Source organism: Streptomyces sp. NRRL F-5123 (assembly GCF_000721495.1).
In the GTDB taxonomy this organism is placed as follows: Bacteria; Actinomycetota; Actinomycetes; order Streptomycetales; family Streptomycetaceae; genus Actinacidiphila.
This window is the reverse complement of the sequence record NZ_JOHY01000044.1, coordinates 66,485-79,850: the sequence shown is the minus strand read 5'-3', so window position 1 is coordinate 79,850 and position 13,366 is coordinate 66,485. Positions and strand designations below refer to the sequence as shown.

12 protein-coding genes and 1 pseudogene are annotated in these 13,366 nt (G+C 74.8%); 10 read left to right on the top strand and 3 right to left on the bottom strand.

Going from position 1 to position 13,366, the window contains the following annotated elements:
* The first annotated feature begins 225 nt into the window (after positions 1 to 225).
* The 10 genes from IH54_RS41965 to IH54_RS0128140 all read left to right on the top strand — a co-directional run bounded on the left by IH54_RS41965 (position 226) and on the right by IH54_RS0128140 (position 12,299).
* Positions 226 to 783, top strand: a complete 558-nt coding sequence (locus tag IH54_RS41965; protein ID WP_052397954.1) for a hypothetical protein — start codon at positions 226 to 228, stop codon at positions 781 to 783.
* Between the two features lie 26 nt (positions 784 to 809).
* On the top strand, positions 810 to 1,235 hold the full coding sequence (locus tag IH54_RS0128185) for a phage tail protein (RefSeq protein WP_031522107.1): 426 nt from the start codon (positions 810 to 812) through the stop codon (positions 1,233 to 1,235).
* 100 nt (positions 1,236 to 1,335) lie between these two features.
* Positions 1,336 to 2,052: a LysM peptidoglycan-binding domain-containing protein gene (locus tag IH54_RS0128180; RefSeq protein WP_031522105.1), complete on the top strand. Its 717-nt coding sequence runs from the start codon at positions 1,336 to 1,338 to the stop codon at positions 2,050 to 2,052.
* 118 nt (positions 2,053 to 2,170) lie between these two features.
* A complete protein-coding gene (locus tag IH54_RS0128175) occupies positions 2,171 to 3,985 on the top strand; it encodes a VgrG-related protein (RefSeq protein ID WP_031522103.1) in 1,815 nt (604 codons plus the stop codon).
* Between the two features lie 172 nt (positions 3,986 to 4,157).
* The gene (locus tag IH54_RS0128170) at positions 4,158 to 4,472 is read left to right on the top strand and encodes a PAAR domain-containing protein (RefSeq protein WP_031522101.1); all 315 of its coding nucleotides are present in this window, start codon (positions 4,158 to 4,160) and stop codon (positions 4,470 to 4,472) included.
* A complete protein-coding gene (locus tag IH54_RS0128165; protein WP_031522098.1) occupies positions 4,472 to 4,930 on the top strand; it encodes a GPW/gp25 family protein in 459 nt (152 codons plus the stop codon). Before IH54_RS0128170 ends, IH54_RS0128165 begins: the two co-directional genes overlap by 1 nt.
* The gene (locus tag IH54_RS0128160) at positions 4,930 to 6,903 is read left to right on the top strand and encodes a putative baseplate assembly protein (protein ID WP_031522096.1); all 1,974 of its coding nucleotides are present in this window, start codon (positions 4,930 to 4,932) and stop codon (positions 6,901 to 6,903) included. The genes IH54_RS0128165 and IH54_RS0128160 overlap by 1 nt, the downstream gene beginning before the upstream one ends.
* A 607-nt stretch (positions 6,904 to 7,510) precedes the next feature.
* Positions 7,511 to 8,071 carry a phage tail protein gene (locus IH54_RS0128155; RefSeq protein WP_031522094.1) on the top strand — a complete coding sequence of 187 codons (561 nt, stop codon included), beginning with the start codon at positions 7,511 to 7,513 and terminating at the stop codon, positions 8,069 to 8,071.
* Positions 8,072 to 9,212: 1,141 nt separating this feature from the next.
* The gene (locus IH54_RS45740; protein ID WP_159012103.1) at positions 9,213 to 10,025 is read left to right on the top strand and encodes an NADase-type glycan-binding domain-containing protein; all 813 of its coding nucleotides are present in this window, start codon (positions 9,213 to 9,215) and stop codon (positions 10,023 to 10,025) included.
* 1,332 nt (positions 10,026 to 11,357) lie between these two features.
* Complete coding sequence (locus IH54_RS0128140; RefSeq protein ID WP_234343952.1) at positions 11,358 to 12,299, top strand: ArsR/SmtB family transcription factor; 942 nt, start codon at positions 11,358 to 11,360, stop codon at positions 12,297 to 12,299.
* A gap of 29 nt (positions 12,300 to 12,328) precedes the next feature.
* On the opposite strand, the pseudogene IH54_RS48145 reads toward IH54_RS0128140, so the two are convergent.
* The 3 genes and pseudogenes from IH54_RS48145 to IH54_RS45735 form a co-directional block, all read right to left on the bottom strand.
* Positions 12,329 to 12,412 (bottom strand): annotated as a pseudogene (locus tag IH54_RS48145) (DUF6368 family protein); the annotation flags it as partial.
* A gap of 27 nt (positions 12,413 to 12,439) precedes the next feature.
* A complete protein-coding gene (locus IH54_RS0128135; RefSeq protein WP_031522087.1) occupies positions 12,440 to 12,805 on the bottom strand; it encodes a hypothetical protein in 366 nt (121 codons plus the stop codon).
* A gap of 249 nt (positions 12,806 to 13,054) precedes the next feature.
* Positions 13,055 to 13,210 (bottom strand): hypothetical protein, encoded by a 156-nt coding sequence (locus IH54_RS45735; protein WP_159012101.1) that lies wholly within the window; start codon positions 13,208 to 13,210, stop codon positions 13,055 to 13,057.
* Positions 13,211 to 13,366: the final 156 nt, after the last annotated feature.

The window sequence follows — 13,366 nt, the reverse complement described above, 5'->3', positions numbered from 1 at the left end:
TAAGAGACAGCCCTCCTCCGGCGTCCGGCCCCCACCGGCCCGCCCCCCGTCGTCATCGCGCGCTCCCTCGCGAGCGGCGGCAGCGGCGCGCACCCGCTCACCCTCTTCCCGGCGCGGCCCCCGGCCGTACGCCGCGCCCTCCCGCTGCTCACCGCCCGCGGCCTCACCCTCAGCACCCGCTCCTCCGAAGGGGCCGCACCGCCCCCCGCCGCCGCGGCCCCGCCCGTGGTGGCCCCGCGGTGGCCCGGCGCCCAGGGCCCGGGCGTACCGCAGGTCCAGCGGGCGGAAACGGGCTCGGCCCCGCCGCCGCTCGTCCGGCCCGCGGCGCCGCCCGCCACCGCACCCTCCGCCTTCCCCGGCGCGCTCGCCTCCGCAAGCGCGCCCCCCGTCGTGCCCCTGGCCCAGCCCCGCCCCACCGCACCCGGCGGGAGCGCAGGCGGAGGCGCCTCACCCGTCCCCGTCGTCCCGGTCGTCCAGCGCAACGCCCTGCACGGCCCCGACTTCGGCCTCCCCGCGGGCGTCCCGGTGACCGCCGTCCCGAGGCCGCAGCCGCAGTCGCAGCCCCAGCAGAGCGCCCCGCAGGTCCAGCGCCGCACCGCGGGCCTCGCCGCCGGCGGCGGAACCGCACCCGCCCCCGGCGCGCAGCAGCAGCACCACGGCACCGACCCCGCCGAACTCGACGATCTGGCCCGGCGGTTGCTCGAACCCGTCTCCCGCCTGCTGCGCACCGAGCTGCGCCGCGGCCGGGACCGTATCGGCCGTCCGCACGACGGCCGCCGCTGAGGGCGGGACAGAGGGAGTCGACAGGGATGACAGACAGCATCTTCGCCACGAGCGTGTTCTTCCGGCTCGCCATCGGCGGCAACGACCTGGGCGCCTTCCACACGTGCTCCGGCATGGGCGCCCAGGTGGAGATGGAGAGTTACGCCGAGGGCGGCAACAACGGCTTCACGCACCAGCTACCCGGGCGCGTGACGTGGTCGAACATCACGCTCACCCGCCCCGTCACCGCCGACACCGCGAAGATCGCCCGCTGGTTGGACGAGACGCTGCGCCGGGTGGAGCCCAAGGACGGCGAGATCGTCGCCCTGCGGCCCGACTTGACGCCGATCATCAGCTGGCAGGTCTTCGGCATCGTCCCGGTGCGCTGGGAGGGGCCGTCCTTCGACCCGTCCAACTCCCAGGCGGCGGTGGAGACGCTGGAGATCGCCCACGAGGGCCTGCGCCCCGGCTGAGCCGCGAGGCCCGACCGAGTCCCGTGGCCCGGCCGGCACCGCCGACACCCCGCCCGCGCAAGGCCCGTGAGAGACACCCGTCCGGAAAGGAACCCCCCGCATGTCCCCTGCGCTCCCCTCCGGCCGGACCTCGGCCCAGCTCGTCCTCATGGAGCCGCCCGCGACCGTCGGCGCGAAGCCGGGCGGGCGGATCGCGCAGCTCAAGCTGCAGTTCAACCCCAACACCCTGCAGTTGCAGAAGACCAACGAGTGGCGGCGGTCGCCGTCCCGGATGGCGGAGGAGTCGGCGCTGCCGGAGTTCGTGGGCAGCGGCCCGCGCACGCTGAGCCTGGAGGTCTTCCTCGACGCCACCGCCACGCACGACAACTCCGTGGAGCAGGCGGTGGAGAAGCTGCTCAAGGCGTGCGTGCCGACCCCGGCGAGCCTGGGCCGCAAGAAGCCCGCGAGCCCGTGGGTGCGGTTCGAGTGGGGTACGTCCCGGACCACCTCGTTCTACGGCGTGGTCACGAGCGTCGCGGCGACGTACACCCTCTTCGACGTGGACGGCAAGCCGCTGCGGGCGACGTGCGCGCTGGCGATCGAGGAGGCGAGCGTCGACGTGCCGGGCCAGAACCCGACGTCCGGCGCGCGCACCGCCCGCAGCACGCACACCGTGGTGGCGGGCGACACGCTGGCGATGCTGGCGTGGCGGGAGTACGGCGACGCGTCCGCCTGGCGGGAGATCGCGGAGGCCAACGGCATCGACGACCCGATGGCGCTCGCGCCCGGCACCGAACTGGTGGTGCCGGCGCTGCGCGGGGCCGGACCAGAGGGCTGACGCCCGAGCTCCCGCAGTGGTCGGCCGAGGTACGAGGCCGCCCGCGGAGGGAGGGGGCACCTCCCGCCGAAGGCAGGGGGAGAGCAGGAAGACCGACCACAGGAGCGGAGGAAGAGGCATGAGCGAGCAGGGCGGGCGGTCCTTCGCCGCGGATCCGATCGTGGAGGCGCCCGGCGAACTCCCCAAGATCTGGGCGGCGCAGCTGGTGAGCTGCATCGTGGACGAGAACGTGGGGCTGCCGGACGCCGCCGTGCTGACCTTCCGCGACCCCGACCACGAATTCCTCGGCAAGACCGGCATCACGATCGGCACCCCGCTGAAGGTGTCGGTCATGACGGCCTCCGGGCAGGGCCGCGAGCTGCTGTTCAACGGCGAGGTCACCGCGCTGGAGCTGGACCGCGACCGTACGGGCAGCTTCACCGTCGTGCGCGCCTACTCGCGGGCGCACCGGTTGCAGCGGGGCCGCCGGGTGGCGGCGTACCGCAACATGTCGGCGTCGGCGATCGTGCGGCAGGTCGCGACGCGCGCGGGCCTCGCGGTCGGCAAGGTCGAGGCGGCCCCGGTCACGTACAAGCAGCTGTCGCAGGCGAACGTCTCGGACTGGGACTTCCTGCAGTTCCTCGCGCACGAGAGCGGCGCGCTGGTGCGGGTGGACGACAAGGGCCTGCTGCAGTTCACCAAGCCGAAGAAGGCGTCCGGCGCGCCCGCGCCCTCCACCTCCGCCGCGCGCAACCCGCTCGTCCTGGAGTACGGCCGCAACCTGCTCGCGCTGCGGGCCGCGCTGACCGCGGCGGACGGCGCCGCGCAGGTCGAGGTGCGCGGCTGGGACGTCAGGACGAAGAAGCCGCTGGTCTCGCGGGAGCCGTCGGTCGTGAGCGACAGCATCCAGCCGGGGCTGAGCCCGTCGCGCGCCGCGTCCGTCTTCGGCACCGCCAAGCTGACCGTCACCGACACCCCGTACGCCACGCTCGCCGAGACCACCGCCGCCGCGGGAGCCGCCGCCGACCAGGTCGGGGCGGGCTTCGCCGAACTGGAGGCGGTGGCCGAGGGCAACCCGCATCTGCGCGCGGGTGTACCGGTCGCGCTCGGCAACGTCGGGGAGGCCTTCTCCGGCCGCTACACGGCGACCGCGGCCCAGCACGTCCTGGAGCCCGACCGCGGCTACCGCACCACCGTGTGGGTCGGCGCCAGTCCGGACCGCTCCCTGACCGGCCTGGTCACCGGCGCCAACGCCCCCGGCCGCGGCGCGCGTGTCCCGGGACTGGCCACCGGTGTCGTCACGGACGTCCGCGAGCCGGAGGGCGGGCAGAGCGGCGCGGTGCGGCTCACCTTCCCCTGGCTCGACGACACCTACGTCACCGACTGGGTGCGCACCGTCCAGTGGGGCGGCAAGGGCGGCGGCGGTGTGGTGAGCCCCGAGGTCAACGACGAGGTGCTCGTCGGCTTCGAACAGGGCCTGCTGGACCACCCGTTCGTCATCGGCGGCCTCTACAACGGCATGGACAAGCCCTCCAAGCACGACGTCCCGCTCGTCGACCGCACCAGCGGCAAGCTCAACCGCCGCTCGGTGGTGTCGCGTTCGGGCCACCGGGTGGAGCTGCTGGACTCGCCCACCGGCTTGAACGGGGTGCGGCTGCAGACCGGCGACGGCCGGCTGGAGGTCTTCCTCGACGACCGCAACAACCGCATCGAGGTGACGGTGTCCTCCGCGGCGGGCGGCGCCGCGCTCAGCTCCCTGGTCATGGACGGCAGCGGCATCACGCTGGACGCCAGGCAGGGCACGGTCAACGTGCGCGGGCGGCAGGTCAACGTGGACGGTACGGCGGGCGCGCGGGTGAGCGGCGCGTCCGTCAGCGTCAGGGGCACGGCGGACGTCACCGTGGACGGCGGCGCCCTCGGCGTCCTCAAGGCCGCGCTCGTCCGGATCAACTGAGGCCCGCTCATGGTGACTTGCTCTTACGCTGGCGGTGGTGGGCCGCCCGCCCGCCCCGGCCGCACCGCCGTACGGCTCCGACGCCGTACCCCCCGACCTGGTCCCACGACCCCAACCGGCCCCCGGGCCGCAGGACTTCCAGCACTTCCAGGACTTCCGCGAGGAGCGACGTATGCCGGCCGCAGCCCGAACCGGTGACCCCACCAACCACGGCGGGGTCATCACCACCCCCCCGCCGCCCGCCGCCGCGACGGTGGCCCGCGTGCTGATCGGCGGCAGGCCCGCGGCCGTCGTGGGCAGCCTGCACGTGTGCGTCGTGCCGCCGCACGCCCTGCTCGGCCCGGCCAACGTCATCCTGCCCAGCCCCACCGCGCTCGCCCGCCCCGTCCTCATCGGCGGGCTGCCCGCCGCGCGGATGGGCGACCGCACCGCGTGCGGCGCGCAGGTGATCCTCGGGGCGCTCAACGTGCAGATCGGAGGGGTGTGATGAGCGAGCGCTTCATCGGCCGCGGCTGGGCCTTCCCGCTGCGGGTCGGGCCGACCGGCGGCATCGCCATGGTCGAGCGCGAGCGGGAGATCGAGGAGGCGATCCGGCTGGTGCTCGGCACCGCGCCCGGCGAGCGCCCGATGCGCCCGGAGTTCGGCTGCGGCATCCACGACTACGTCTTCGCGCCGGGCGACGGCGCGACCGCCGGGCGGATCGCGGAGCAGGTGCGCGAGGCGCTGGAGCGGTGGGAGCCGCGGATCGCGGTGGAGGACGTCGTGGTGGCCTTCGACCAGATCGACGCCGGGACGCTCTACATCGACGTGCACTACACGGTGCGGTCCACCAACGACCGGCGGAACCTGGTCTTCCCCTTCTACACGATCCCGTCCGACGGCGCCGCCGACGACTCCGGCGCCCTCGCCGACGTGGTCGCGCTCGGCGAACGGAGGGCCGGCTGATGCCCCTGCCCGCACCCAACCTGGACGACCGCCGCTTCCAGCAGCTCGTCGACGAGGCCAAGCGCTACGTCCAGCAGCGCGCCCCGGAATGGACCGACCACAACGTCTCCGACCCGGGCGTCACGCTCATCGAGACCTTCGCCTACCTCGTCGACCAACTGCTCTACCGGCTCAACCGGGTCCCCGAGAAGAACTACCTGGCCTTCCTCGACCTGCTCGGCATCCGGCTCTTCCCGCCCGCCGCCGCCCGCGCGGACGTCGACTTCTGGCTCTCCGCGCCGCAGGACGACACGCTCGTGCTGCCCGCGGGCACCGAGGTCACGACCGTGCGCGGCGAGACCGAGGAGGCGGTGGTCTTCACCACGACCGGTGAACTGCGCATCCTGCCCTCGTCGTTGGAGCGGCTCGTCGCCGCGCCGCGGGGCGGCGAGCAGACCGACCGCACCCGCACGCTCACCGAGGGGCGGGACGTGCCGTGCTTCCAGAGCGCGCCGCAGCCGGGCGACGCGCTGCTCTTCGGCCTGCCCACCGCCGTACCGCGCTGCATCGTCGCGATCCGCCTCGACAGCCGCGTCGAGGGCATCGGCGTCGACCCGCGGCAGCCCCCGCTGGTGTGGGAGGCGTGGGACGGCTCGGCCTGGCAGATCTGCGAGACCGGCGAGGACACCACCGGCGGGCTCAACCGCCCCGGCGAGATCGTGCTGTACGTGCCCGAGGGCCACACCGCCTCCACCAGCGGCGGCACCCGCGCCGGATGGCTGCGCTGCCGCGTCACCGAGCCGGAGCCCGGGCAGCCCTTCTACTCCGAGTCGCCCACCGTGCGCGAGGCGTCCGTCTTCACCGTCGGCGGCACGATGCCCGCCGAGCACGCGCAGACCCTCACCGACGTCCCCCTCGGAACCTCCGAGGGCGTCCCCGGGCAGGCCTTCCGGCTCGCCCGCCCGCCGGTGCTGCTCGACGGCGGGCCGCCGGTCGTCGAGGTCTCCTCCGTCTCCGACGCGGCAGGCTGGCAGCGCTGGCAGATCGTCGAGAGCTTCGGCCGCTCCACGCCGGAGGACCTGCACGTCACGCTGGACGCGACGGCGGGCGAGTTCGCCTTCCCGCCGGCGGTGCGCGAGGCGGACGGCACCCTGCGGCACTACGGCGCGGTGCCGCCGAAGGGCGCGCAGATCCGGGTGGCCCGCTACCGCACCGGCGGCGGCCCCGCCGGGAACGTCGCCCGCGGGGCGATCTCCGTGCTGCGCAGCTCCGTCCCGTACATCGCCCGCGTCGCCAACCGCGAGGCCGCGCGCGGCGGGGTCGCCGGGGAGACCGTCGACAACGCGAAGTTGCGCGCGCCGGACGCGCTGCGCATGCAGGAGCGCGCGGTCACCGCGGAGGACCACGAGATCATCGCCCGCCAGGCCGCGCCCTCCGCCGCCCGCGTCCGCTGCGTCCCCGCCTCCGGCGGCGGGGCCGGTTCCGTACGCGTCCTGGTGGTGCCGGACGCGGTCGCCGACGAGGGTGACGACCGGCTGCGCTTCGAGCAGCTCATCCCCTCCGACCAGGTGCTCGCCGCGATCACCGAGGCCCTCGACGAGCGCCGTCTCATCGGCACGAGCGTCGCCGTCGAGCCCCCCGCCTACCAGGGCGTCACCGTCGTCGCCCGCCTCACCACCGCCCCCGGCGGCGACTCCGACGCCGTCCGCGAAGCCGCCCTCGACGCCCTTTACCACTACCTCAACCCCCTGACCGGCGGCCCCGACGGCACCGGCTGGCCCTTCGGCCGGCCCGTCCAGTACGGCGAGATCTTCGGCGTCCTCCAGCGCGCGACGGGCGACGCGGTCGTGGAGGAGATCCGCCTCTTCCCCGCCGACCCCCTCACGGGCCGCCGCGGCGCCCCGACCGACCGCCTCGACGTCACCCCCGACGCGCTCGTCTTCTCCCACCAGCACCAGGTCGCTGCCGCTCGGCCAGAGGGGACTCCGGCATGAGCCCGCGATTGCACCGCGGGGTGCGCCGCGCGCCGAGGGCGCGGATGGGTTGCGGGCCCGCCGTTTTTCCCGCCGTGGGCGGTGGGGCGAGGGCGCGGCTGCGCCGCGGGGCGAGCGTTTTCAGGGGCGCGGGGAACTGCGCGGCCGGCCACGATGGTGGCGCGGGTAGTCACCGGCCCGAAGGGGCAGTTGCTGTCGTGCCCGGACCACCGGCCGGTGATGGGTTGCGCGCGCAGTTCCCCGCGCCCCCAAAAACGCTCGCCCTGCGCGGTGGCGGGAGCCCCCGCCCGGTGGGTGGTGACCGGTGCGGTGGCGGGAGCCTGCACCCGGTGGGTGGTGACCGGTGCGGTGGCGGGAGCCCCCGCCCGCTGGGCGGTACCCCGCGCGGTAGCGGGAGCCTGCATCCGCTGGGTGGCACCCTGCGCGGTAGCGGGAGCCTGCACCCGCTGGGTGGTAACCGGCGTGGTAGCGGGAGCCCCCGCCCGCTGGGTGGTAACCGGCGCGGTAGCGGGAGCCTGCACCCGCTGGGTGGTAACCGGCGCGGTAGCGGGAGCCCCCGCCCGCTGGGTGGTAACCGGCGCGGTAGCGCCTACGCGGAGGTCGTCCGATGAGCCGAGCCGCCGTACCCGGTCTGCGGAGCCGGCACCCGATCGGGGAGCAGCTCCCGGCGCTGTACGCCGACGACAGCCTCGCCCAGAGATTCACCGCCGGGCTCGACGTCGTCCTCGCGCCCGTCTTCGCGACGCTCGACAACCTGCCCGCGTACCTCGATCCGCGCCTCGCGCCGCCGGACTTCCTGGCGTGGCTGGGGTCGTGGGTCGGGGCCGTGGACGACCCGCGGTGCCCGCTGGAGCTGCGCCGCGAGGCGGTCGTCCGCGCATTGGAGCTGCACCGGCTGCGCGGCACCCGCAGGGGCCTCGTCGAGGCGCTGTGGCTGGTGCTCGGCGTGCACGCCGACGTCAGCGGCGACGGCGGTGCGACCTGGTCCCGCACTTCCGGCTCGGACCTCCCGCCGCAGGACCCGGCGGGACCGCTCGTGCGGGTGTGGCCGGGCCGCGAGCCGCACGTGGACGCCGAACGCGTCCGGGAGACCGTCCGCGCGATGTGCCCGGCGCACACCGCCTGCCGGGTGGAGATACTGCCCGGCCCGCCGAACGAAGGGAGGTGACGCCATGCGTGCGTGTCCCGCGTGCGGGGCGTCCAATGCGCCCACGGAGGACTTCTGCGGTACCTGCGGTACGTACCTGGGCTGGTCGCAGAGCCCGGCGCCGTCGTCCGCGGGGTCACCGCCCGCCCCGGAGCCGCCCGCCCCGGAGCCGACCGGGCCGGAGCCGACCGGCGCAGAGCCATCGGAGGAGCCGCCCGCGAACGCGCCCGGCGGTTCGGCGGTCTCGGGGGCCGGGGGCGGGTCCGCGGCGTCCAACGCCTCTGCCACGTCGAGCGGTTCGGCGCGCTCTGCGGCCGGGTCCGCTGTGCCCGACGCCCCCGCCGTGCCCGGCGGTTCGGCGCCTTCCGGGGGCGGGGATGCCGCGCCCGCAGGAGTGTCGAGCGGTGCCGACGCCCCTGCCGTGCCCGGCGGTTCGGCACCTTCCGGGAGTGGGACCGGGTCTGCCGTGCCCGACGCCGCTGCCGCGTCGAGCGGATCGGCGCCCTCCGGGAGTGGGGCAGGGGCCGCGCCACCCACCGCCCCTGCCGCGACCGGCGGTTCGGCTCCCTCCGGGGCCGCAGACGGTGCCGCCCCGCCCGCTGATGCGTCCGGCGGCGGCAACGCCCCCGCCGGGCCCGGCACTTCGGCCGCTCCCGATCCCACACCGGCCCCGCCGGAGGAGCAGCCCGCCCCCGAACCCCGTGGGGGGCGCCTGCGGCGGGCGGCGCGCGGGGCCGCCGACGCGGTCTCGCCGGGCGGCGGCGTGGCGCGTGCGGCGGACTCTCCTGAGCGCGCGGAAGGACGTGTCCGGCGTGCGGCGGATGCTCCCGATCGGGCGGAGGGACGTGTCCGGCGTGCGGCCGACGCGGTGACCGACGGGCCCGACGCGTGGGCGGGCCGCCTGCGGCGTGCCGTGCGCGACGGCCTGTCGGGATCCGGGTCCCACGGAGCCGAGCCCGCGGCACCCCCCGCCCCCGCCCAGGAGCCCGCCTCGCCGAGCGGGTCGGCGCCGGTGGCCCCCAACCCCCCCACGGTGCAAGCAAGTTCGCCCAGCGCCCCGCCCGTCGCCCCGCAGGGGTCCGTACCACCGCAGCGGCCCGCGGCGCCCGCGCCCGTACGGCCCGCAGCCCCGCAGGGGTCCGTACCGCCCCGGCGGCCCGGCGTGCCCGCCGAGGAAGCGCCCGAGGCGGACCCCGCCCCCGTACGGCCGGTGCTGCCCGGGCGGCCGGTCGCGCCGCGCCCTGTGGTGCGGCCGTTGCCGGAGCCGGAGGAGGCCGAGGGGGAGCCCTGCCCGAACTGCGGCACGCTCAACCCGCCCGACCGCCGCTTCTGCCGGCGCTGCGCCACCCCGCTGAACCCCGCGCCCGCGCGCGCGGCCCTGCCGTGGTGGCGGACGATCTGGCCCCTCCGCCGCCGGGTGCGGGCGGGTTCGGGCCGGTTCAAGCGGCTGCTGGTGATCCTGCTGGTGGTCGCGGTCCTCGCCGTCGGCGTCTTCTTCGCGCTGCCCGCCGGGCGCGGCCTGTTCGAGGACACGAAGGACAAGCTGGGCGGCGCGAAGCCCATCCGCCCGACGCACGCCACCGCGAGCGCGCAAGTCCCCGGCCACCCGGCCGCGAACACCCTGGACGGCTTCAACAACCGCTACTGGGCCGCCCCTTCGGCGGGCGCGACGATCACGTACACCTTCGCCAAGCCCATCCGCCTGGTCGATGTCGACATCACCAACGGCGCCTCCGCGACCCTGAAGCAGTACCAGGCCGAGGGCCGCGCCCTCACGATCGACCTGGACACCACGTCCAGCAACGGCGCTACCCACCACCAGGAGTTGACCCTCGACGACCACCCCGGCGACCAGCCCTTCCCCACCGGCATCAGCGACGTCACCACCGTCCGCCTCACCCTCCGCGCTCCGGTGGGCCTGACGAAGGGCCACCATCTGGCCTTGGCCGAGGTCGAGTTCTTCCGCCGCGGCTGATCCCCCGCGCCCCGCCGCCGAGTCCCCCGACTCCCGGCGGCGGGGCCCGCATCCCCGGAGGCCGGCGGCCCTCTTGCAGGACCGCGAAAAACATGACGGGGCGGGTGGGAAACGGTCAGACCGCGCCTGGCAGCGGGGCCTGACCGTCCGATGGGGAAACGCCGACGCGTTGTGCTTGGGGGATACCCAACTTGGCCGCGCGAGGCGTCCTTGGATCAGGGCTTAACGGCGTCCGTGCACGCAGTTCCCGATCCGATCCATCCGCATGCCCGGAACCACCAGCCGGGAAGGTTGGAGGGGTTGACGTTTTGGGTGGCGGTCCACGTTGAATTCCAGGGCACCGTTGCGCTCCACTTGTAGGGCACGTTGCGGAAGTCCTGATAGCCAGAGGCCTGGAGCTGGACCACTGAGCCGGAAATGATCCCGGCGCCGTCCAGCTCTCCGTAGAATTGACCGTTGCTGTACACAACGTACACGGTTCCACAAGCGCCCGAGGAGTTGCAGAAACTTCTCCCAACAGCCCCATCTGCCGACGCCTCGCCAGGAACTGCGAGGAGGACTGCTGATGCCGCAAGTGCGGCGGCGCCTGCTTTCACGCCGATCTTGGTGCGCGTTGCCACTTATGACCTCCTGTTATTCGAGTCGCTTCGGGCCATGTCCCGTCCGCGATGGTGCAGGCCTTCGGTGATGCTGTTCCGCCCTGCCGGACGAAGTGCGCCGACGGCCGGGTTCCGCAGCGAGGCCATCGCCCGCGGTGCACTGCCGGCCCGCACCCGCGAGCCGTCCTCTCCGAACGTCACATCTGTGAGAGGACATTCGTGTCATCTATGCGCTCGTTCAGTGCAATTGGTTCGCGCCGGGATTCGCCTTGTACAGGCGGGGCAGGCGGTATGTCTCTCCAATTGGAGCGCGCCGGAGCACGCGTTTCCCTCGTGTGGATGACGTCTGACGTGTCCCGTTCCGCGTTCGACGGGTTCCGGTACGCGCTCCGGCCCGTCCTGGCGCGGCCATCAGTGTCGGGCTTTCCGTTCTAGTGGGGCGAGCAGCTTCGAGCACGGCCGAATCACCCAGGACAGCCTGCACGCGGGGGGTTCGGGAGGTGCCGGCACGGCCGGAGGGCCGCTGGGAACGCATGGGCCTGACGGTGCATTCGAGCCTGGCCGGGCGGCTGCTCTGACCTGAAAGGAGCTATCTCCCGCATATCGGCGACTCGCACACTGATCCGACACGTCGGGGGTGAGCCGGGGGGTAGCGGTGCTGCGTGTGCACTTCAACGGGGTAGATCTTTCCCGGGTCCGCTTCGCGCGGCAGCCGGACCCCCTCTGGGAAACGGTGCTCAGCATCAACCTGCTCGGCACCACGCGCGGCAGGGCGGTGTACGACCCCTGGCGGGCGCAGATCCGCACCGGACTGCGCCGGTTGCCGCGACACCAACTGCGGCTCCTGCGCTGGCTGGCGCCGCCGGTGGGCGACTTCCCGGACTTCCTCACCCCGGCCCGGGCTGCCTTCGGACTGGAGGAGGGCATTGAGGCGGTGCTGGCCACACCACGCGCCCGGCTGCGCCGGGAGCTTGCGGTCCTCACCGGCGTGCCGGCAGAGGCCCGTGCCCTGATGGCCGGCGGCAGCCAGGCGCTGTCCGAACTCGGCGAGGCGCTGCGGGGCTATCACCGCGCCGTTCTGGTCCCGTACTGGTCCCGTATGCAGGCCCTCGTCGACTCCGAGCGTGCCGTAAGGGCCCGCGCCGTGCTCGACCACGGCTGCGACGGGCTGCTGGCGGCCCTGGGACCGACCATGAGGTGGCGCCCGCCGGTGCTGGAGGTCGACTACCACCTGGAGCGCGACATCGTCCTGGCGGGGCGCGGGCTGGTCATGGTGCCCTCGGCCTTCTGCTGGCGCCGACCGGTCACCCTCATCGACCCCACCCTGCCACCGGTGCTGGTCTACCCCCTTCCGCGGACGCCTGCCTGGTGGATCACCCCCGGCAGCCCCCCGCACCCCCAGGCGCTGGGAAATCTCCTGGGCCCGACACGCGCCGCCTGCCTGCGCGTGATCGAAGGCGGCTGCACCACCGGGGAACTGGCCCGGCGTACCGGCGTTACCCCTCCCACGGCCAGCCAGCACGCCACCACCCTGCGGGAGGCCGGTCTGACCACATCCACACGCCTTCGCAACACCATCCTGCACACGCTCACCCCGTTGGGTACGGCGCTGCTCCGGACGAACTCCACCCGGATGCTCGCGTCCCAGAACGACGGCGACGGGACCGCGCACTAGGGCGGGCCCGACCGCCACCGTCCACGCCGCTACTCGACCAACCGGAAGTCCGGGTGGCCGAGCCAGGCGGCCAGGAAGTCACGGTCGCCCGCGTGGGTGTACCAGTGACGGCCAGGAGTAGCGGTAGCCGAAGCGGCCGGTCAGTCACCGGCGGGCGGCGCCGGGCACCGACCCGTGCAGCGTACGAGGTCGCGGGCGACGTACGAGCCGGCGGTGTAGTAGCGCGTCACCTCGTCCGCCGGGTGGGCGGCCAGGCGGGCGCGGGCGTGGGCCAGGATCGCCGCGGCCGGGAGGGCGGTGGGCAGCGGCGGGGTCTCGGCGAGCTGCTGGGCGAGCCAGTCGAGGGCGGCCTCGGCGGTGGTGAAGGTGCCGGCGAGCATGCTGAGCGGCTTGCCGGGCCATTCGGCGATGACCAGGGGCGGGGCCGCGGCCGCGGGGTTGCGGGCGTCGGAGTCCCGCGGGCGGGAGGGGCCGGTGTAGGTGTACGCGTGCCAGTGCGGCGTCATGTCCGTCCTCTACCAGGAGGGGCCGACAACCGGTCGGTGGCCGGCCCCGTTCGGGTGATGCGCTACCGCCTGCCGCAGCCGTCGCCGCCGCCGCAGTCGGGTTCGTCGGCGGGCGGGGTCGGGTCGTCGTCGCCGGGGTCGGCCGCATCTGCCGCCGGTACGCTCATGGGAGTCACCTCCCCTCGCCGGTCGAGGTGGTGGTGCCGTGACCTCCCCGGGTCTGCCGCCAAGCCCGGCCCGGGGAGGGGTTCAGGATTCCCGGGCGGCGTCGGTGCGGGCGGCCCGGCAGTCCCGCCAGTCCCGGCACCACACGACCTCGGCGGGCCCGTGGTCCGCGTCGATGTCGTGCACGAGGTAGTCCGCGGTGTCCCGCCCGCACCACCCGCACGTCCGAGCGGCCCTCACGCCGGGGCCCCGCTGCGTTGGGGGCGGGGCGGCACGATGCCCTCACGCCGCACGCACGGGTTGCACGCACAGACGGCGCACCCGCCTCCGTCCTCCGGCCGGGAGATGACCACGGCGTCCGTACCCATGACCCACCCCCGGTGCCGGGCGCAGTAC

Bases quoted from the DNA above. Each gene is read 5' to 3' on its own strand.
- IH54_RS0128175 (WP_031522103.1), top strand. From the start codon at position 2,171: ATGAGCGAGCAGGGCGGGCGGTCCTTCGCCGCGGATCCGATCGTGGAG.
- IH54_RS0128165 (WP_031522098.1), top strand. From the start codon at position 4,472: ATGAGCGAGCGCTTCATCGGCCGCGGCTGGGCCTTCCCGCTGCGGGTC.
- IH54_RS0128135 (WP_031522087.1), bottom strand. From the start codon at position 12,805: ATGACGCCGCACTGGCACGCGTACACCTACACCGGCCCCTCCCGCCCG.
- IH54_RS0128185 (WP_031522107.1), top strand. From the start codon at position 810: ATGACAGACAGCATCTTCGCCACGAGCGTGTTCTTCCGGCTCGCCATC.
- IH54_RS0128155 (WP_031522094.1), top strand. From the start codon at position 7,511: ATGAGCCGAGCCGCCGTACCCGGTCTGCGGAGCCGGCACCCGATCGGG.
- IH54_RS0128170 (WP_031522101.1), top strand. From the start codon at position 4,158: ATGCCGGCCGCAGCCCGAACCGGTGACCCCACCAACCACGGCGGGGTC.
- IH54_RS0128180 (WP_031522105.1), top strand. From the start codon at position 1,336: ATGTCCCCTGCGCTCCCCTCCGGCCGGACCTCGGCCCAGCTCGTCCTC.
- IH54_RS0128160 (WP_031522096.1), top strand. From the start codon at position 4,930: ATGCCCCTGCCCGCACCCAACCTGGACGACCGCCGCTTCCAGCAGCTC.